The 19340-nt window shown below is 40.3% G+C and carries 19 protein-coding genes and 1 riboswitch; of the genes, 16 read left to right on the forward strand and 3 right to left on the reverse strand.

Annotated features, from left to right (window positions below):
• Window positions 1–39 precede the first annotated feature (39 nt).
• Window positions 40–1503 (reverse strand): phytoene desaturase family protein, encoded by a 1464-nt coding sequence (locus AB986_RS14595; protein WP_236690389.1) that lies wholly within the window; start codon window positions 1501–1503, stop codon window positions 40–42.
• 615 nt (window positions 1504–2118) lie between these two features.
• Between AB986_RS14595 and AB986_RS14600 the strand changes: the two genes are divergently transcribed.
• From AB986_RS14600 to AB986_RS14640, 9 genes are all read left to right on the forward strand, one after another.
• Window positions 2119–2451 carry a hypothetical protein gene (locus AB986_RS14600; protein WP_152671001.1) on the forward strand — a complete coding sequence of 111 codons (333 nt, stop codon included), beginning with the start codon at window positions 2119–2121 and terminating at the stop codon, window positions 2449–2451.
• A 45-nt stretch (window positions 2452–2496) separates the two neighbouring features.
• Window positions 2497–2763, forward strand: coding sequence for a YusU family protein (locus tag AB986_RS14605; protein ID WP_048312908.1), 267 nt, complete (start codon window positions 2497–2499; stop codon window positions 2761–2763).
• 673 nt (window positions 2764–3436) lie between these two features.
• Window positions 3437–4351, forward strand: coding sequence for a proline dehydrogenase family protein (locus AB986_RS14610; protein ID WP_048311910.1), 915 nt, complete (start codon window positions 3437–3439; stop codon window positions 4349–4351).
• A 182-nt stretch (window positions 4352–4533) separates the two neighbouring features.
• The gene (locus tag AB986_RS14615) at window positions 4534–6930 is read left to right on the forward strand and encodes a 3-hydroxyacyl-CoA dehydrogenase/enoyl-CoA hydratase family protein (RefSeq protein ID WP_048311911.1); all 2397 of its coding nucleotides are present in this window, start codon (window positions 4534–4536) and stop codon (window positions 6928–6930) included.
• A gap of 19 nt (window positions 6931–6949) precedes the next feature.
• Window positions 6950–8125 carry an acetyl-CoA C-acetyltransferase gene (locus tag AB986_RS14620; protein ID WP_048311912.1) on the forward strand — a complete coding sequence of 392 codons (1176 nt, stop codon included), beginning with the start codon at window positions 6950–6952 and terminating at the stop codon, window positions 8123–8125.
• A 39-nt stretch (window positions 8126–8164) separates the two neighbouring features.
• A complete protein-coding gene (locus AB986_RS14625) occupies window positions 8165–9949 on the forward strand; it encodes an acyl-CoA dehydrogenase family protein (RefSeq protein ID WP_048311913.1) in 1785 nt (594 codons plus the stop codon).
• A gap of 210 nt (window positions 9950–10159) precedes the next feature.
• The gene (locus AB986_RS14630) at window positions 10160–10516 is read left to right on the forward strand and encodes an arsenate reductase family protein (protein ID WP_048311915.1); all 357 of its coding nucleotides are present in this window, start codon (window positions 10160–10162) and stop codon (window positions 10514–10516) included.
• A 98-nt stretch (window positions 10517–10614) separates the two neighbouring features.
• Window positions 10615–11001, forward strand: coding sequence for a glycine cleavage system protein GcvH (gcvH, locus tag AB986_RS14635; RefSeq protein WP_048311916.1), 387 nt, complete (start codon window positions 10615–10617; stop codon window positions 10999–11001).
• A 122-nt stretch (window positions 11002–11123) separates the two neighbouring features.
• Window positions 11124–11372, forward strand: a complete 249-nt coding sequence (locus AB986_RS14640) for a YusG family protein (RefSeq protein WP_053216204.1) — start codon at window positions 11124–11126, stop codon at window positions 11370–11372.
• 28 nt (window positions 11373–11400) lie between these two features.
• On the opposite strand, the gene AB986_RS14645 is transcribed toward AB986_RS14640, so the two are convergent.
• Window positions 11401–11904, reverse strand: coding sequence for a peroxiredoxin family protein (locus AB986_RS14645; protein WP_048311918.1), 504 nt, complete (start codon window positions 11902–11904; stop codon window positions 11401–11403).
• Window positions 11905–12043: 139 nt separating this feature from the next.
• On the opposite strand from AB986_RS14645, the gene AB986_RS14650 reads away from it, so the two are divergent.
• The 5 genes from AB986_RS14650 to AB986_RS22595 all read left to right on the forward strand — a co-directional run bounded on the left by AB986_RS14650 (window position 12044) and on the right by AB986_RS22595 (window position 15901).
• Entirely contained in the window at window positions 12044–12571 is a 528-nt protein-coding gene (locus AB986_RS14650; RefSeq protein ID WP_053216205.1) for a TraR/DksA C4-type zinc finger protein, read from the forward strand.
• A 139-nt stretch (window positions 12572–12710) separates the two neighbouring features.
• Complete coding sequence (locus tag AB986_RS14655) at window positions 12711–13040, forward strand: toprim domain-containing protein (protein WP_152671003.1); 330 nt, start codon at window positions 12711–12713, stop codon at window positions 13038–13040.
• A 75-nt stretch (window positions 13041–13115) separates the two neighbouring features.
• A complete protein-coding gene (locus AB986_RS14660; protein WP_048311920.1) occupies window positions 13116–13424 on the forward strand; it encodes a thioredoxin domain-containing protein in 309 nt (102 codons plus the stop codon).
• Between the two features lie 341 nt (window positions 13425–13765).
• Window positions 13766–14521, forward strand: coding sequence for an RNA polymerase sigma-I factor (sigI, locus tag AB986_RS14665; RefSeq protein WP_053216206.1), 756 nt, complete (start codon window positions 13766–13768; stop codon window positions 14519–14521).
• A 21-nt stretch (window positions 14522–14542) separates the two neighbouring features.
• A complete protein-coding gene (locus tag AB986_RS22595) occupies window positions 14543–15901 on the forward strand; it encodes an anti-sigma factor domain-containing protein (protein WP_048311922.1) in 1359 nt (452 codons plus the stop codon).
• A 70-nt stretch (window positions 15902–15971) separates the two neighbouring features.
• Here AB986_RS22595 and AB986_RS14675 read toward each other — a convergent pair whose 3' ends face one another.
• Complete coding sequence (locus tag AB986_RS14675) at window positions 15972–16391, reverse strand: TlpA family protein disulfide reductase (protein WP_236690390.1); 420 nt, start codon at window positions 16389–16391, stop codon at window positions 15972–15974.
• Window positions 16392–16567: 176 nt separating this feature from the next.
• A riboswitch (SAM riboswitch) is annotated at window positions 16568–16678 on the forward strand.
• A 270-nt stretch (window positions 16679–16948) separates the two neighbouring features.
• Here AB986_RS14675 and metX point away from each other — a divergent pair.
• Window positions 16949–18025, forward strand: a complete 1077-nt coding sequence (metX, locus tag AB986_RS14680; protein ID WP_048311923.1) for a homoserine O-acetyltransferase MetX — start codon at window positions 16949–16951, stop codon at window positions 18023–18025.
• Window positions 18026–18040: 15 nt separating this feature from the next.
• Window positions 18041–19339, forward strand: coding sequence for an O-acetylhomoserine aminocarboxypropyltransferase/cysteine synthase family protein (locus tag AB986_RS14685; protein ID WP_048311924.1), 1299 nt, complete (start codon window positions 18041–18043; stop codon window positions 19337–19339).
• Window position 19340: the final 1 nt, after the last annotated feature.

A 19340-nucleotide genomic window follows, 5' to 3' on the forward strand; every position in this document is an offset into this window, starting at 1 on the left:
CAATAGGTCGGATTTCACACTGAGTCCAATCAGGTCACGTTATTTTTGGACGATGGAACGGTACACATGGTATCCACTAGTTGATACACCAATTGTACCTGCACCTGGAAAGACGCTATCTCCACAAAGCCACAAACCATCAATCCCAGTTCGATGAGAGAGGCTGTTAAATAAACTATATTCATTCGTTTGTGGGAAACCGCCGACCATTCCTTTAGGCCTTTTTGTGAATCTTTCCCATGCTCGTGGAGCACCAGTCATTTGCAGTTCGATGCCGTCTCTTACTTCCGGAATAACGCGCTCAATACCTAATAACATTTTTTCAGTTAACGTTTCTTTGTATTGGTCATATTTCTCTTTCGTATCCCAATGATGAAGCTCAGTATGAGTACTTACCGTTAATGTTCGAAAGCCTTCAGGAGCACGATTTGTATCATTGGCTTTTGAAAGTGAAAGAAATAGATGATTTCCTTCTGTCATTGACCGATCCGATAGCACCTGATTGAAAAGAGCGGTGTATGGAGGAATGACGGTTTCTTTTAACGCAAAATACATTGTAAAAGCACCCCACTGCGCTACTTTACTTCTTTTCACTAGCTTAGCAGGCAGCTGTTCTTGAAGGGGTTCTGGGAGTAAGGGAACGAAACCTTGTATAGGCAAATTACATACTACATGATCTGCTCTCCAGCTTTCTCCTTTCTGATCAACTGCAACCCAACGTCCATTTTCTTTTCGTATTGTTTGAACATGTTTTCTTTTGTAAGTTCTCCCACCGTTATCCTCAATATATTTCTGAAGTGTTTCTGCGATTTTGTATAATCCACCTTCGGTATAATAGGCGCCCTCATGATAAATGTCGAGAGCAAGTGCGCCCATTAAGGCAGAGCAATCCTGACTCGTTGTTTGCATACTATCAATTAATTGGCCATCAATAAAATGCCGGAACGAAGCTGCCTCATCTAAACCGTGTTTCTTTAAAAGGTCACCTACCGTTTTACGTAGGTATGGCAGGAGACCTGGAGTTCCAGGCTTAAGAGAAAGAATTAGCTTCTTCCACTCAGAAAAGGTAACAGGTGGCACAACAGGGAGCGGCTTAATTAACTTTCGAACTTCAGCACCAATTTTCCAAGCTTCTTTATAAAAGGAGATGATTTGACTAGCGTACTCCGGAAATTGAGATGAACACTCGGAAAGGTGTCGATTACGATCAGCATAATAGGGCATGACGCGACGACCATGATAAACTCGCATAATTTCGTCAAGCGCTAGTGCTGGAAACGATAAATTCAGCTCTTGAAATATTCGGTGATGAATACCACCTTCTTCAAACCCCATTCCCATCGTAGCCCCAACTGGGAATAGAAACTTACCTCTACTGAACTTGCCTGCGGATCCACCCCATTCATTAGAAGCTTCTAACAATGTGACGTTGTGCCCATCTTTGGCAAGAAAAGCACCAGCTGTTAATCCTCCGATGCCGCCTCCTATAATGATGATTTCCAAAGTAATCCCCCCAATGATGTACGAACTTTCTTTTAGTTTCTATTATAGACGTTGAACTTACGACAAGCATGTATGAATGTGTGTAGTGTTGTACTCACGATAAGTGTTTGAATTAGAAAAAATGAAAATTCCATGTTTGTACCGTGGTACTTGTCCAGCCAACTTATATGATAGGACATAAGATAAGGTAAGAGTGAGGTTAGGTCCCCCCCTTCGCAAAACTCACTCTTTGTGGCCCATATTGAGTCAGGGATTTCCCTGGCTCCTTTTTTTTATTCACTAACAACATCCTTTTTGAAAGGTTCTTTCCGAAGAAAAGAGTTGATTTTGTATGAGTTTTTGTTAGAAAGCCAAACTTCGCTAATTGGAGCGGAAGGATGCTCGACTCCTGCGGGACTAGCGGGACAGGTGAGACCCCGCAGGAGCGTTAGCGACGAGGAGGCTCACCGCCCGCCCCGCGGAAAGCGAGCATCCTGGAGCGGAAATTAACTCTCTCCTATAGCAACCATGTCTACGAAAACAATTTTTTATTTAACAGAATTCGACTGTTTCCAACGTTCTGCCCTCTATCACGCTCGAGTAGCTACGAACCTTCTTAAAGAAGGGGGAATGACCTTGCTGGAAATTATCGAAATAGGGAAGAATGAACACGGACGTGAGTTAACGATCCGTGAGTTGATTAAGAAGCTTGAAGAGCATCCTCTTGATCCTGGTTTTGAACAAAGCGGAAATTTCATATTTCCATATCAACCCGTTCGAGATGCGAAACGATATGCAGGTTGTAAAGCATTCTTCGGAGACTTTGCCATGATTTCATGTCGCTTCTTTATTGTGACAGATGAGAAAGTACTCATTGAAGAGTTAATAATAGCTATTAAAGAGAATCAGGAACGAATTGATTACGGAAGGTTGCGAGATCTACAGATGAACGGTCGAGTATCAAACTGATTATGTTACAATCAGGATATTCTACTCGTGATTGGAGTGATTGAAATGAGCATAGAAACACTTCAGGAACAAGTCGATGGCTTAATGGAAAAGTATACTGAATTGCTCCTAGGTGACAGTAATGATGAGCTTAAGGAGAAAGTGAAACTTTGGGCCATGTACACACATCTATCTAAGACAATGCCACCGCTTGCAAAGCATTGGAATCAAACATACCCTGAAGCGAAAGATGCGATGAAAGAGTTAGTGTCTGAAATAAAGACGCTGAATGAAGAGCATCGCAAATCACAGGAAAATAGTAAAACAGATTAAAGAAATCAGGGAAACCTGGTTTCTTTTTTTGTGTCATTTTGATTTGAGAGGTTTTTATAAAGACTCACATTTCAAGGTGGTAAGAGTAGAAAGCAAGCACCCTTCAGAGTCAGAGGAAATCATCACCTTTATAGCTACAGTCTCACTGAACGAAGCATTTGGTTGAGGGCCTTTACTAGTATCAACGGAGTAAGGATTGAAATATACTATCCTATCTCCATGTGTTTAGAGGCTCTTTTCTAAAAGATTGTTGCTTTTGAAACAATTAAAGAAAAACCAAACTTCGCTAATTGGAGCGGAAGGATGCTCGACTCCTGCGGGATGAGCGGGACAGGTGAGACCCCACAGGAGCGTTAGCGACGAGGAGGCTCACCGCCCGCCCCGCGGAAAGCGAGNCGGAAAGCGACTGGAGCGGAAATTAACCCACTCATATAGCAACAAGGTATACGAAAAAAGCCTTTTAGAGTTGGTATTTAAGGGTATGGTTATGTATGATCGTCATTATTTAACAAAATTAATTCAAGAGAAAATCTATCATATATAGACCTATTGATAGCATAACATGGTAGAATAGCATTGAAGGCGAAATATGGCGGTTTTTGGGTTTATATGCCGTTTTTCTCCACTATATATTTTTATAACGCGATGTATGCGTTTTCACGGAGGGGTTATGATGGAACAAGTAATGCGTAATTTCTTTTTATACATGGGGAAGAACAGGGTAGCCACTAAAGTAGCCAAACGATACGGTATGCGTTTTGGGGCAAGCCGTTTTGTAGCGGGGGCTTCTCTTGATAGCTCAGTTCATGCGATTAAGAAGTTAAATCAAAAAGGTTTATCTGTCACTATAGATCACCTTGGCGAATTTGTTGATAATGCAGCAGAAGCTGACGAAATGACAAAACACTGCATTGAAGCTATTGAACGAATTGCAAAAGAGAACCTAGATTCGCAGCTTTCACTTAAATTAACGTCAATGGGGCTAGACATTGATTATGATATGACAGTAAAGAATATGCGCAGAATTCTTAAAGCTGCCGATCAGCACGACGTATTTGTTACGATCGATATGGAAGATTTTGAAAGATGTGACAAGACAATTGAGATATTTACTGAGCTGAAGAAGGAGTTTGAGAACATTGGTACAGTGCTTCAAGCTTATCTCTATCGAGTAGCTGATGATGTAGCCAATTTGAACGATCTTTCTCCTAACTTAAGACTTGTAAAAGGCGCTTATAAAGAATCACCTAAAGTTGCCTTTCCAGACAAAAAAGATGTTGATCAGAACTTTAAGAAAATCATAAGAATGCATTTATTGAATGGAAATTATACTGCGGTCGCAACGCATGATGACCAAATTATTGAATACACGAAGGAGCTTGTTAAGGAATATAATATTCCCCGAAGTCAATTCGAGTTTCAAATGTTATACGGCATATGTGTCGATCGTCAGGAAGCTCTTCTTAAAGACGGCTATAAGATGAGGGTTTATGTTCCTTATGGGAAAGATTGGTACGGTTACTTTATGAGACGTCTTGCTGAACGTCCAGCAAACGTAGCCTTTGTTCTAAAAGGAATGATGAAATAAAAGAGAGCGGGCCAATGTCCGCTTTCAACCATTTTTGAAAAAGAATGAATTTTGTCAAAAAAATCCTCGCATTATATTGCTAAATTTCAGAATATATTTTATAGTATAAACAGAGGAAATAATCTCGCTCTTTTTTTTGAACTAAAAATGAATGAGCATTCATTCAACAGGGGAGGTTCGCTATGACACGTAGCATTCATAAAGTCGCTGTATTAGGAGCAGGAGTAATGGGATCAGGCATTGCCGCCCACCTGGCGAATGTAGGAATACCAAGTCTTTTATTAGATATTGCACCAAAAGAACCGAATGAAAAAGAAAAAGCAAAGGGCCTGACGCTTGAAGATCGGGCAGTTCGAAACCGCCTCGCAGCTGATGCGATTGAGAAGCTGAAGAAGCAAAAGCCAGCACCACTTTCTAAGAAAGACCATATTCAATTAATTGAAGCAGGGAATATGGAAGATGACATGGAGCGACTCAAAGAAGTTGATTGGATTATTGAAGTTGTAGTTGAAAATCTAGAAATCAAAAAGAAAGTATATAAAAAAGTAGATGAATGCAGACGTCCTGGAACGATTGTTAGCTCAAACACCTCAGGTATTTCCGTTGAGGCAATGGCTGAAGGGCGATCCGAAGACTTTAGAAAGCATTTTCTAGGCACACACTTTTTTAATCCGCCTCGTTATTTAAAGCTTCTTGAAGTGATCCCAACGAAGGACACTAATCCTGAAGTGCTTTCATATATGAAAACATTTGGTGAGGATGTTCTTGGTAAAGGGGTAGTAGAAGCCAAGGATACGCCAAACTTTATTGCCAATCGAATTGGAACATACGGTCTTCTCGTAACAGTTAGGGAGATGTTAGCTCGTAATTTCTCAGTTGGAGAAGTTGACTCGATAACAGGTCCAGCTATAGGGAGACCAAAAAGTGCAACATTTAGGACGCTTGATGTTGTAGGACTTGATACATTTATCCACGTTGCGAATAATGTTTACGATCAAGTTGAAGGTGATGAGAAAGAAGTTTTCCGCATTCCTGACTTTATGCAACAAATGAAGGAACAAGGATGGATTGGAGCTAAAGCAGGGCAAGGCTTCTTTGTAAAGAAAAAAGGAGCAAAAGGAAGCGAAATTCTCGAATTAAACCCTTCTACTATGGAATATGAACAGAGACAGAAGTTGAAGACGGCGTCTGTAGAGGCAAGTAAGCAGGCCAAATCTAAAGCAGATAAACTGAAAGCGCTTGCGTATGCGAATGACCGTGCCGGTGAGTTAATCTGGAACATTATGAAACCTGTATTGCTTTATTCTGCTGAGAAGGTATATGAAATTGCAGATGATATCGACGCAGTCGACCGTGCCATGAAATGGGGCTTTGGCTGGGAGATGGGTCCTTTTGAAACATGGGATGCACTCGGAGTTGAAAAGTCAGTTGCACGTATGAAGGATGAGGGCGAAACGATTCCTACCTGGGTAGACGAGATGCTCGCTTCAGGTATTACATCCTTCTACAAGCAGGAAGGTGGAAGTCAATCATTCTACCATAAAGGTGATCAAAAGAACGTTGTAGAGAGTAAGAAAATTATTCACCTTAAAGGGCTAAAAGCTCAGGATCGGGTGATTAAAAAGAACACAGGTGCCACGCTTCTTGATCTTGGAGATGGCGTAGCTGGACTTGAATTCCACTCACCAAACAATGCGATTGGAATGGATATTCTCCAAATGATTAACGAGGCAGTTGATGAAACGGAGAAAAATTTCGAAGGTCTTGTAATTGGTAACCAAGGGAAAAACTTCTGCGTTGGAGCTAACGTTGCTTATATGTTGATGGAGGCTCAGGATGATAACTTCTTCGAAATCGAAATGGTTGCAAGGAAGTTCCAACAGTCAATGGGACGTATTCGTTACTCGAAGAAACCAGTCGTTGCTGCACCTTTTCAGATGGCACTTGGTGGCGGGGCAGAAGTTTGTATGCCTGCTGCATCCATTCAAGCATCACTTGAAACCTATATGGGACTTGTCGAAGTAGGCGTTGGAATAATTCCTGGCGGAGGCGGTAATAAAGAGCTTTACTTGCGCCAGCTTGAACAAATTCCTTCTGGCGTAAATGTGAACCTAACCGATATTGCAGCAAATGTGTTTGAAACAATTGCAATGGCGAAGGTTTCAACTTCGGCACATGAAGCACAGGAACGAGGGTTTATTCGTCCTCAAGACGGCATTAGTGCAAATGCAGATCATGTTCTCCATGATGCGAAAGAAAAGGTGCTTTTCCTTGCTGAGCAGGGATATCAGCCACCGGTAGCTAAGAAGATTCCTGTTGCTGGAGAAGCTGGATACGCAGCTATGTTAATGGGAGCGAAAACGATGAAGTGGAGCGGCTACTTATCAGATCATGATTTGAAAATCGCAGAAAAGCTTGCGTACGTCATTGCGGGCGGAAAAGTTAAAGAAGGCACTTATGTAGATGAGCAATATCTTCTAGATCTCGAGCGTGAAGCGTTCCTCAGCCTGCTAGGAGAGCCAAAAACGCAAGCAAGAATGCAGCACATGTTAGTAAAAGGAAAACCGCTGCGCAACTAGTATGGAGGAGGGAAGTTTGATGAAAGAAGCAGTTATTGTATCTGGTGCTAGAACACCTGTTGGAAAAGCAAATCGTGGAACCCTTGCTGAAATGCGTCCCGACGACCTAGGAGCGATTACGGTTGCCGAAACGTTGAAGCGTGCGGGTGGATATGATGGTGAGATAGATGATGTCATTATGGGATGTGCCATTCCGGAAGCAGAACAAGGGCTAAATGTAGCTCGAATGATCAGTGCACGAGCAGGGCTTGCTGAGACTGTTCCTGCTATTACAATCAATCGCTATTGTTCATCTGGACTTCAAAGCATTGCATATGCTTCAGAGCGAATTATGCTTGGTCAATCGGCAACGATCCTTGCCGGTGGTGTAGAAACTATGAGTCTTATCCCAATGGGTGGGCATGTGATTAAACCAAATCCTACTCTTGTACAAGAAAAGCCAGAGTACATTATGGGTATGGGACATACGGCAGAAGAAGTAGCAAGACGCTTTGAAATTAGCAGAGAAGATCAGGATGCCTTTGCTCTAAGAAGTCACCAACGTGCAGCACAGGCAATCAAAGACGGTAAATTTAATGATGAAATCGTACCTGTTGAAGTAACGAAACGATGGGTTGATGAGCAGAACAAACTTCAGGAAAAGAAATTCCTTTTCTCTCAGGATGAAGGCGTTCGTGCAGATACTTCATTAGATGTGCTTGCGAAGTTACGACCTGCTTTTAACGTAAGAGGATCTGTGACTGCCGGGAATTCATCACAAACGAGTGATGGCGCTGCAAGCGTTCTTGTCATGGATCGTGAGAAAGCAGAAAGTGAAGGATTAGCACCAATGGCAAAATTCCGTTCCTTCGCAGTCGCTGGTGTAGCACCAGAAATCATGGGTGTTGGACCTATCGAAGCGATCCCGAAGGCACTGCGACTTGCGGGTCTTGAGCTATCTGATATTGGCCTTTTTGAATTAAATGAAGCATTCGCCTCACAGTCACTTCAAGTGATCCGGAAACTTGGTCTTGATGAAGACAAAGTGAATGTTAACGGAGGTGCAATTGCACTCGGTCATCCACTAGGATGTACGGGTACGAAGCTTACTCTTAGCCTGATTCATGAGATGAAGAGACGAGGAGAACAGTTCGGTGTCGTGACGATGTGTATTGGTGGCGGAATGGGTGCTGCCGGTGTGTTTGAAATTCTTTAAAGTGAGTATTCATAACGATGAAAAGGGAGGAACACAAGCATGTCTAATACAATGAACAAAATTATTAAAGGTGCGAGCTTTCTAGTTGAGGACCCAACTGCTGAGGATATTTTCACACCGGAGGATTTCTCTGATGAGCATGTGATGATGGGGAAAACAACAGAAGACTTTGTTATTAAAGAAGTTGTTCCAGAGCTTGATAAGATTGAAGAACATGAGTTTGAGATCTCTCGTAAGCTTCTCGAAAAAGCAGGAGATATTGGATTACTAGGAGCTGACGTACCTGAAGAATACGGTGGTCTTGGGCTTGATAAAATAAGTTCTTCTGTTATTACAGAAAAGTTTGCTCGCGCTCGTTCGTTCTCATTAAGTTATGGTGCGCATGTTGGTATTGGTTCTCTTCCAATCGTATTCTTTGGTAATGAAGAGCAAAAGCAAAAGTATCTTCCTGGTCTTGCTTCAGGAGCATTGATTGCGGCGTATGCTTTAACTGAGCCAGGTTCTGGATCTGATGCACTTGGTGCGAAAACGACTGCTAAGCTAAATGAAGAAGGAACTCATTACCTTCTAAGTGGTGAAAAGCAATGGATTACAAACTCAGCATTTGCCGATGTTTTTATCGTCTATGCAAAAATTGATGGAGAGCACTTCTCTGCATTCATCGTCGAACGCGATTCGAAAGGACTTTCAACAGGTCCAGAAGAGAAGAAAATGGGTATTAAAGGTTCTTCTACAAGAACACTAATCCTAGATGACGTAGCTGTACCAAAAGAAAATCTTCTTGGTGAAGCTGGCAAAGGTCACGTTATTGCATTTAACATCCTGAATGTTGGTCGTTATAAGCTTGCAGTAGGTACAATTGGTGGGATGAAGCGTGGCATCGAGCTTTCTGCTAAATACGCAACTGAGCGTAAACAATTTAACACACCAATTGCAAAGTTCTCTCTAATCCAAGAGAAGCTTGCGAACATGGCTGTTGCAACTTACGCAACAGAAAGTTCCACTTACCGTACTGGTGGTCTTTTTGAACAGAAGCTAGGGAAGCTTTCTGATGAAGAACAAAAAGATGGCGCGAAAGTGGCTGAAGCTATTGCTGAATATGCCATCGAGTGTTCACTAAATAAAGTATTTGCTTCTGAGGCGCTTGACTACGTAGTAGACGAAGCTGTTCAAATTCACGGTGGATACGGATTTATGTCCGAGTATGAAGTAGAGAAGATGTATCGTGATTCACGAATCAATCGTATTTTTGAAGGAACAAATGAGATTAATCGTCTTCTCGTTCCAGGAACACTAATCCGTAAAACGATGAAAGGTGAACTTCCATTACTTGAGAAAGCAAAAGCACTTCAAGAAGAGTTGATGATGCTAACTCCACAAGAGATTGGCGATGCGCCGCTTGAGCAAGAGAAGTACCTTGTTGCTATGGCTAAGAAGGTTATGCTAATGGCGGCAGGAACAGCTGTACAGAAATATGGTAAAGCACTTGATAAAGAGCAAGAAGTTCTATCAAACATTGCTGATATCGTGAGCGAAATCTATTCTATGGAATCTGCTGTATTGCGTACGGAAAAAGCATTGAACAAATCAACTGCTGAAAAGCAACAGAATAAGCTACTTCTTACCCAAGTATTCTGTCAAGAATCTTTCAACAGAATTGAAGCACATGCGAAGGAAACATTACTTGCTGTTGAAACGGGTGATACTCTTCGAATGATGATTTCTGCTCTTCGTAAGCTAACACGTTATACTCCAATTAACGTTATTGCTAAGAAGCGAGAAATTGCTGCTACTATTCTTAATAACCAGCGTTACACAGTGTAAATAACCTCCAAACCATATTCTCTCTTATTCCCTCCAAGAATTTGGAGGGATTTTTTTATCTCGTTAAGGAAATATAAAGATTGGGGTAAAAAGAGGATTTTTTGTTTGAATGACGAAAGCTACTTTTAGGTGCGTCTGAATTTGTCGAACTCATCACATATGGTAAACTAACGACATCATCACATTGATGTGTTTTAAGGAGGAACAGATTTGGCCATCACATTTTATGCGTATCCAAAATGCGGGACTTGTCGTAAAGCAAAAAAATGGTTCGCTGACAATAATGTAGAAGTAAATGAAATTCATATCGTAGAAAATCCACCATCTAAAGAGGAATTAGCACAGTTGGTTGATCATAGTGGATTGCCAATTAAAAAGTTCTTTAATACTAGCGGTCAAAAGTATCGCGAACTAGGTTTAAAAGATCGCGTTGCTACGTCTACACAAGATGAGTTACTTGAACTATTGGCATCAGATGGTATGTTAATAAAACGTCCAATCGTAACGAATGGACACGAAGTAACAGTAGGGTTTAAAGAAGATACGTTTGAGGAAACATGGAAATGATAAAATGGTTGCTTATTTAATAATAACTATTATACGATAGTTATTGTAAATAATATTAATACCTTAACTAGAGAAACTATTTCAGGGAGGAATTACAAATGAATTTACCAAAAGATTTTCGTTACTCAGAAGAACACGAATGGGTACAAGTACAAGAGGACGGAAACATCCGCATTGGAATTACTGATTTCGCACAATCAGAATTAGGAGACATTGTTTTCGTGGAGCTACCAGAAGAAGGCGATACAATTGAATCGGACGAGCCTTTCGGTAGTGTTGAGTCAGTGAAAACTGTTTCCGAACTATATGCACCAATCTCAGGAAAAGTTCTCTCTGTAAATGAAGAATTAGAAGATAGCCCTGAATTCGTTAACGAATCTCCATACGAAAAAGCATGGATGGTTGTAGTTGAACCAACTGAGCCTTCTCAAGTTGAGGAGCTTATGACAGCTGAAGCTTACGAGAAGATGGTAAGCGAAGACTAAGACAGTTACAGGATAACAATCTTTCATCGGTAACCTTAAAACGTTCATGTATTTAAAGTTCTGTCATCTATTCGTTAGGTAATGGCGGTTTGAAATACACTATAACTAAGGGGATGATGTGGATGAATGATCAATCTCTTCCTATGGAACGAATTGATATTACGAGTAAAGTATATGGTAAGTTCGATCAGAACTCGATGAACCTTTTCTTAAACAAGGAACAAATCGGCCGTATCTTATTTACAAATGAGGGTAATCGTTATGAATTCTCCGATGGATTTGAATTCGATCAGGACAGAGTCTTCCGTTATGAACGTGTAATGGAGAAAAACGGAAGGTATGTAGAAGATTGTGACCTTGGATGGTGTTAGAAAACCCGGCCTTAACGGCCGGGTTTTTCTATGCTTTATTTTTTCTAATGTACTTGATTGTTGTAATTAAGCCATCAGGTGATGGTCTACCAAATGGGCTTGACTGTAGGTACTGTGCCATCAGTTTTCCGTTCTCATCAATGAGGAAGATAGCGGGTTCACCGTGTTCACCATGGTCTTCGTAAGGATCATCTTCACTGTGCATCATAACGCCATAAGCATCAATTGCAGCATTTTCATTGTCACTTAATACCGGGAATTCTAAGCTGTGTTTTTCTTTCATCTTTCTGAGAGATTCTAAACTGTCTTTTGCAATTGCGATCGGATGAACGTCTAATTTCTGGAATGCACCAAGATGCTCTTGAAGTTCTTCCATTTGTTCGTTACATACTGGACACCATTCGCCTCTGAAAAAGACGAGCATATGCCAGCGATTATCGCTTTTTTGGTGCTCTTCGAATTGGAATAATTCACCTTCAGTGTTAATGAGAGAAAAAGATGGTGCAACTTGTCCAAGGTTTAACTTTGTCATTAATAACACTCCAATCTCTATTCTTAACTTCCTATTTCCACCATCTGAGCCTATTAAAACATAATTGTATGGTTTAACTGGAACAGTGTTAAGGGAAAATAGGTAGAAGAAAAGAAATTGACTAATGGAGGGAACGATAATGGCTTTGTCGAAAGAAGAACTACAGAACTTTAAAAAACAGCTTCTTGATTTAAAGAAGGACCTTTTGGATAGTGGAGCAACAACACATGATGAAAATATAGCATTAACTGATGAAACAGGTGAACTGACTTCATACGATAATCATTTCGCTGACATGGCATCAGAATTGGATCAACGTGAGAAGGATATTACGTTAGAGGATGCTGCAAGAGAACGTTTAAGCGCAATTAATACGGCGCTTGATCGAATTCGTGAAGGTACCTATGGTATATGTATTGATACAGGAGAAGAGATTAATAAAGAACGTTTAGAAGCGATTCCCTATGCTATTCGAACAAAAGAGGCTCAGGATGACTTAGAAGCAGCAAAAGAAGATAGTAGACCGGATGATGAGGCGACATTTGAAACACCTGGTAATCGGGTAGATGATCGAATTCGCACAGCGGACGATCTGCAAAATGAGCACGGTAATTCGACTTCAGAAACATACTTGGAAGAGGATAACCCCGACAATAAGGAAGAGTAATCCTCAAAGCTCTACTGAATAGCTGTTGCTAAGGTCGCTACTCAACCAAACAAACTATTTAGCTAGAAACGATCTGCCTCAACATCCATATACTATAGTAAAAGCATTGTTACGACAGCTTGAAATGGAGCGTTGTGCCATGAATGATAAAGTTATTATTGTAGAAGGAAAGACAGATAAAGAGCAGTTAATGAGGGTTTTAGATGAGCCTGTAAGTATTATCTGTACGTATGGTACGATTAGTTTTGAAAGACTCGAAGAACTTAGTGAAGAGCTTGAAGAAATGGACGTCTACGTATTAGTAGATGCAGATGATGCTGGTGAGAAACTACGGAGGCAATTATCGCGAGAAATTCCTCATGCAGAACACCTTTATATTACAATGCTTCATCGAGAGGTGGCGGAAACACCACTGAATTATTTAACTCGAATATTAAGAGCAGCTAAATTTAAAGTCATGACCATCTAATGGATGGAATGAACATATTACCTCAGAAAAGCTGAATTCAGCTTTTCTGAGGTTTTATCTAGTTAGGAGATAGGAATGAAAGAAATTACTGAACAGAATGAGTTACGAGAGTTGATGAACCAACCTTATTGTATTTTCTTTTTTTATACCCCATTTTGTCGAACGTGTAAAATTGCCCAGAGAATGCTTCAAGTTGTGATTGAGTCAAAAGATCTGCAAGAGAAGGTTTACGTTTGTAATTTAAATTACTTCCCATCGTTAGCTGAAGATCTTAAAATACAAAGTGTACCTGCACTGACGATTTATCGAGAAGGTAGTCCAGGTGACATCCTTTTTGCTTTTGAATCGGTTATTAAGGTAGATACTTTTTTAAGTAATGAATAATTCATCTGATTATAGTTGACCATTTGTTTGTTATTTTTCAAATCTGATGAATGCCGGTATAGAGGGATTTTGTAGATCGTTAATATCCTGAAAATTTCGTTATATTAACAATGATAAATTAATATAACAGCCAGTAAAGAAACAGTAACATTGTCATATAATTGTATTTTCGTTAATGCTGATTGAATGGTATAACTGAATATAGAGTCACCATTCGTCTCGAACGGTGGCACATTTCATTTTCATAGCTTTGATTTACTAATCCAGCTAAATAACATCTAAGAATCCAACCCGTATAAGCAATCGATTAGAAATTGATTGCAAAATGAGAGGTGTAAAACATGACAACCATTTCAATCAGCACGAAAATGGGAAATTTCGCGAATAAAAAAGATAGCATTACATTAGAAGATAAAATCGACAGTATCCAAAATGGAAATCAACTATTAAGAAACCAGTTACTAGAAGACTACCAGCCGTTTATAAAGAAAATCACATCCAAAGTTTGCAATCGTTATATTAACCATACGATGGACGAATTTAGTATCGGCCTGTCTGCTTTTAATGAAGCCATGGATCAATATAGAAGAGGGCAGGGTAGCCGTTTTCTGACCTTTGCAGATATGGTTATTAGAAGAAGAGTGATTGACTACATTCGTAAGGAAGCAAGACAAAACAAATACATCTATCTTGAACCTGAAGAACTTGATGAAGAAGGTCGTCTTGAAGATAGTTATGCAGAACAAAAAGCAGCGCTTGATGTCTATGAAATGGACAAGCAAAGCGAGATGCGTATGTTTGAGATTGAAGAATATGAACAATTGTTGAAGAAATTCAGTATTACGTTTAAAGTGCTTAGCAAAAATTGTCCGAAACATATTGATGCTAGAGAGAACGCTAAGATGATTGCAAAGTTAATCGCAGACGATCACGTATTATCAAGCTATTTGTTGGAAAAGAAACAGCTCCCAATAAAAGATTTGTTAGCACTCGTTACATGCAGTCGCAAAACAATCGAACGTAATCGAAAGTATATAATAGCAGTTGCGTTAATCCATCTCGGTGGTTTTAATGCTCTGAAATCGTATATACAGTAGTTGAATTAAGGGGGCCAGGGGATGAAACAAGGGGTCATTATGGATATTCGTGGGAGAAAAGCTGTTGTTTTAACGCCTGATGGTGAATTTACAACAATTAATCTTAAGCGAAATCATACGTTAACAATAGGCTCTGAAATTAAACTTACACCAAAACCACTGAAACAGAAAAAGGGATATTTTACCCCTTCTATGCCCACCCTGGCCGGAATGACGGCGCTTTTGCTATTAGTTGTTCTTGTTACAGGCGTTATTCCTGTAACTCAGAACGATGCAGTTGCAGCCTATATCAGCTTTGATATTAATCCTAGTATTGAGGTTGGAGTGAATTCTGATCTTGAGGTTGTTCATTATCAAGCCTGGAATTCAGACGGTGAAGGGTTGAATTTAAGCAAGGAAACGAAGAATATGCCACTTAGTGAATTTGGTGGTCTCCTTGTATCACGTTTAGATAAAGATGGGTACCTTTCGGACGGGGGACAGCTGTTAATTGTCGCCTCAGATGTAGAGAAAAAAGAACGCTCTGAACACATCAAAGCTGCCCTAGAAAAAGCAATTCGTAACATTGAACAAAGTGAAGCGTTAAAAAGCCAGTCTATAGCCATCACAACGGTTCTAAATTCAGATCATAGTACCCGTCAAGAAGCTTTGGAGAAGGGTGTTTCACCTGGTAAATATGTAACATATTTAAGTGCTTTAGATCGAGGCGTTTCTCTTACCTTAAGTGACGTGCGCGATTTATCAGTAAAGAAAATTGAAGCGCTAGAATCCCAAAACATGACAGCTCATGAAACAGATGCAGCTGATCCAATTAAAAGCTCATCAGAAATAGAAGATTCAGTTGTTCAACTGAATGACAAAAAGGCAGCTTCGGATGATGAAACTGGCGATAACGAATTGATTTTACAAGAACCAGCTGAACGTAAAACTGAAGATAACGTGAAGAAGGATCGTTCAGAAGAGTCGGACCCAAAAGTGAAAGATGAAACCCCAGAAATAAACAAGGAGTCTGTTAAATCAGCAGAAAAAAACCTTGACGATAACAGTTCAAATGAAGTCGTAAATACCGAAAAAAAAACTGAAAATCGAGTAAATAAAGCAGACAAAAAGATTGATAAGCAGATCGAGAATAGTCAAAAGAAACAAAATAAAGCAGATGAAAAAGCTGACAAGAAAGACAAAAAAAAAGAAAATAAAGAAAACAAGGAAAACGTTAAAATAGATAAACAGCAGGAAAAGAAAAAGAAGCAGCAAGAGAAAGAAAATCGCAAAAAGGCTAAGGAAGCAAAGAAACAGAAAGACAATGATGACGAAGACGAAGACGAAGATGAAGATGAAGATGAAGATGAAGATGAAGATGATGAAGAACAAGACGACTAAAGTTTAACGCTATTATCTTATATTATTTAATAGAAAAGCCAGAGGGGATTCCCTCTGGCTTTTTATGATTCTAGAGCATAATTTGTGGAAGTGCTCCTACAACATCTACAAAGGACGATTGATCATCAAATACTTTGAAAATACGATGCTCTTTATCAAGTAAGACCGTTGTAGGTACGCCTGTGCAGTTATACATGTCGTAAGTGGTACGACCGTTATCTTTTAAGACAGGGAAGGGGAGTTGATGTTTAGTGGTAAATTCTTTTCCCGCTTCTTGAGATCGCTCTCTCCCGGTCACGTTAATTGTAATAAAACCAAGTTTATTTAGATCGGCATGCTGATAGAATTGCTCCTTCATTGGTAAATCTCTCATGCAATCTGGACACCAGGAAGCCCAGAATGTAATCATAACTGGCTTGCCTGCAAAGTCTGATAGACGAATGATCTCACCGCTTCTCATTTCTTCTAATTCAAAATATGGTGCATCCAACGTTTCTCACCTCACCGGTTTATATTACCATCACTTTAACAAAATTCTAGTTCTAATCAAAATATTACTACCGTACAATGATTCTATATTAAATTTCAGAAATTGTTTGACACTGATACGGTACCTTGCTAAAATGAACACAATTAAATGAAAATTAAATGAAAACGAAATATTCTTTCTTATCTAGAGAGGCGGAGGGACTGGCCCTATGAAGCCCGGCAACCGTCAAACCATTCGTGGTTTGAAAAGGTGCCAATTCCTGCAGGAGAAATCCTGGAAGATAAGCGGAGCTGATGATTAAATCAAGCCTCTCTGTCTTTCAGAGAGGCTTTTTATTTTTGGATCTTTTCTATGACATTGTTGCTATAAGAGTGGGTGAATTTCCGCTCCAGGATGCTCGCTTTCCGCGGGGCGAGCATCTTTCCGCTCCAATTAGCTAAGTGTGGTATTCACAAAAAAATTCTTTTCAAAGCAACAACCTAATAGAAAACAGACTTATACCATGATTAATTGAGTTTTGCGAAGCATGTTAATTGTTTGAAAGGAGTGATAAGGGTTTGGAGAGAGAGAAGAGATACGAGGACCGTAACGTATCTATTGGGCCTTTTGTGCTCGAGTCTGGTGAGGAGCTTCCAAGTGTAGAACTTGCTTATGAGCGAGTTGGGCCAACTGAAGCACCAGTCATCCTAGTGTGTCATGCCTTAACAGGGAATCAGTATACAGTAGGGGAATCGGAACCAGGGTGGTGGAAAGGATTAATTGGTCACGGTAAGTACGTTGATACTTCTGAGTTTCAAGTTATTACGTTTAACGTTCTTGGCGGATGTAATGGATCAACCGGTCCACTGTCCATTAACCCTGAAACAGGTCATGCGTATCAGTCGGATTTTCCATTCGTCACCGTACGAGATATCGTTCATTCTCAGAACAAAGCATTACAGGAGTTAGGCATTCATCATCTCCATGCGGTCATCGGTGGTTCACTTGGAGGAATGCAAGTATTGGAATGGGGTATTCTTTATCCAGATTGGATGGACCATCTCGTTCCGTTAGCTGTGACGCCGTCTCTAAGCGCATATGGTATTGCTTATAATTCTATTTCTAGGTTTGCAATTACGAAAGATCCAGCATGGAAAGATGGGTATTACAACCCCGATCATCCACCTACTGCAGGACTTGCGACAGCAAGAATGGTTGGCATGATTTCTTATCGCACCGATGACATGTTTCAAAAGAAATTTGGTCGAAATGGGAATAGACGTTCAGATGAGAGTCATACGGAAGCCTCGTATGATGTGGAATCCTACCTTCATTATCAAGGAAATAAGCTTACTCACCGCTTCGATGCAAATAGTTACTTATACTTACTTAAAGCTATGGATATGCACGACATTGGTAGGGGCCGAGGTGACATAGCTAGTGCAGCTAAACAAATTCAATCCAATGTACTTGCCATAAGCTTCAAAGGAGATTTAATTTATCCTCCACGTGACTTAGATAGCATGTTCACACTCGAAAGCTTAGCGAAATTCTATATTGTTGATACCAAATTTGGTCATGATGGATTTCTCGTCGAATTTGATAAATGGGGTCCATTGATTAAAGAACAGCTGAAGGAAACATTAAAAATTTAAAGGAGTGAATGGAGAATGGCAGAGAAACGTTACAATTTAGAAACGATTGGTATTCATGGAGGACTACAGGCAGATCCTGCAACAGGAGCAAGAGCATTGCCGATTTATCAATCTAATGCTTACCGATTTAATAATACGGATCATGCCGCAGACTTGTTTGCGTTAAAAGAAGAAGGGTTCATTTATTCTCGTATTGGTAACCCAACTGTCGGTACACTTGAAGAACGAATTGCTCAGCTTGAAGGTGGAATTGGAGCGCTTGGATTTGCGAGTGGCATGGCTGCCATTACGGCTTCGATTCTTAACATCGCGAATAGTGGTGATGAAATTGTATCTGCCTCAACACTTTATGGTGGAACATATAACCTTTTTGCATCGACGCTTCCTAAATACGGTATAAAAACCAACTTTGTAGATCCGGAAAATCCGGAATCGTTTAGAAGTGCGATTACACCGAATACAAAAGCGATTTTCGCAGAGACAATTGGAAATCCGGGGCTTCACGTACTAGATATTGAGAAGGTAGCAGAAATTGCTCATGAAGCAGGAATTCCGTTAATTATAGACAATACATTTGCTACTCCTTACTTGTGTAGACCAATTGAACATGGAGCAGACATTGTCGTTCACTCCGCAACGAAATGGCTTGGTGGAAATGGTTCTACAATGGGCGGACTAATTGTAGACGGCGGTAAATTTGACTGGAACTCTTCCAAGTTTCCAGGGTTCATAGAGCCTGATCATTCCTATCATGGTATTGTATTTGCCGAAGCACTTCCCGAAGCAGCATACATTGTTAAGGCCCGCGTACAACTGTTGAGGGATACAGGCGCTTCATTGAGTCCTTTTAATGCATTTCAAATTGCACTTGGTGTTGAAACACTTCACGTTCGTATGAAGGAACATGTGGCTAACACTCGCAAAATTGTTTCACATCTTAAGAATCATGATGCAGTTGAATGGGTGAGCTATCCTGAAGAAGAAGATCACGCGTCCAATCATCTTGTGAGGAAATATCTTCCTAAGGGAGCTGGCGCTGTCGTTGTTTTCGGTATTAAAGGCGGTCGAGAAACAGGAGCCAAAATTATTAATGCAGTTGATCTCTGGTCGCATGTAGCGAATGTTGGAGATGCCAAAAGTTTAATTATCCACCCAGCAAGCACGACGCATCAGCAGCTAAGCGCAGATGAATTAAAAGCTTCAGGCGTACGAGATGATTTAATTCGACTTTCTGTTGGAATTGAACACATCGATGATCTTATTGAAGATCTTGATCAGGCAATTGCAAAGGCCAAAATTGAAGCGAACGCGTAAG

Source organism: Guptibacillus hwajinpoensis, assembly GCF_001039475.1.
GTDB lineage: Bacteria > Bacillota > Bacilli > Bacillales > Guptibacillaceae > Guptibacillus > Guptibacillus hwajinpoensis.

Coding starts and splice junctions, on each gene's coding strand:
- gcvH (WP_048311916.1), top strand. CDS start 10,615: ATGAATTTACCAAAAGATTTTCGTTACTCAGAAGAACACGAATGGGTA.
- AB986_RS14655 (WP_152671003.1), top strand. CDS start 12,711: ATGAATGATAAAGTTATTATTGTAGAAGGAAAGACAGATAAAGAGCAG.
- AB986_RS14645 (WP_048311918.1), bottom strand. CDS start 11,904: ATGACAAAGTTAAACCTTGGACAAGTTGCACCATCTTTTTCTCTCATT.
- AB986_RS14685 (WP_048311924.1), top strand. CDS start 18,041: ATGGCAGAGAAACGTTACAATTTAGAAACGATTGGTATTCATGGAGGA.
- AB986_RS14610 (WP_048311910.1), top strand. CDS start 3,437: ATGGAACAAGTAATGCGTAATTTCTTTTTATACATGGGGAAGAACAGG.
- AB986_RS14660 (WP_048311920.1), top strand. CDS start 13,116: ATGAAAGAAATTACTGAACAGAATGAGTTACGAGAGTTGATGAACCAA.
- AB986_RS14620 (WP_048311912.1), top strand. CDS start 6,950: ATGAAAGAAGCAGTTATTGTATCTGGTGCTAGAACACCTGTTGGAAAA.
- AB986_RS14615 (WP_048311911.1), top strand. CDS start 4,534: ATGACACGTAGCATTCATAAAGTCGCTGTATTAGGAGCAGGAGTAATG.
- AB986_RS14605 (WP_048312908.1), top strand. CDS start 2,497: ATGAGCATAGAAACACTTCAGGAACAAGTCGATGGCTTAATGGAAAAG.
- AB986_RS14625 (WP_048311913.1), top strand. CDS start 8,165: ATGTCTAATACAATGAACAAAATTATTAAAGGTGCGAGCTTTCTAGTT.
- AB986_RS14640 (WP_053216204.1), top strand. CDS start 11,124: ATGAATGATCAATCTCTTCCTATGGAACGAATTGATATTACGAGTAAA.
- AB986_RS14650 (WP_053216205.1), top strand. CDS start 12,044: ATGGCTTTGTCGAAAGAAGAACTACAGAACTTTAAAAAACAGCTTCTT.
- AB986_RS22595 (WP_048311922.1), top strand. CDS start 14,543: ATGAAACAAGGGGTCATTATGGATATTCGTGGGAGAAAAGCTGTTGTT.
- sigI (WP_053216206.1), top strand. CDS start 13,766: ATGACAACCATTTCAATCAGCACGAAAATGGGAAATTTCGCGAATAAA.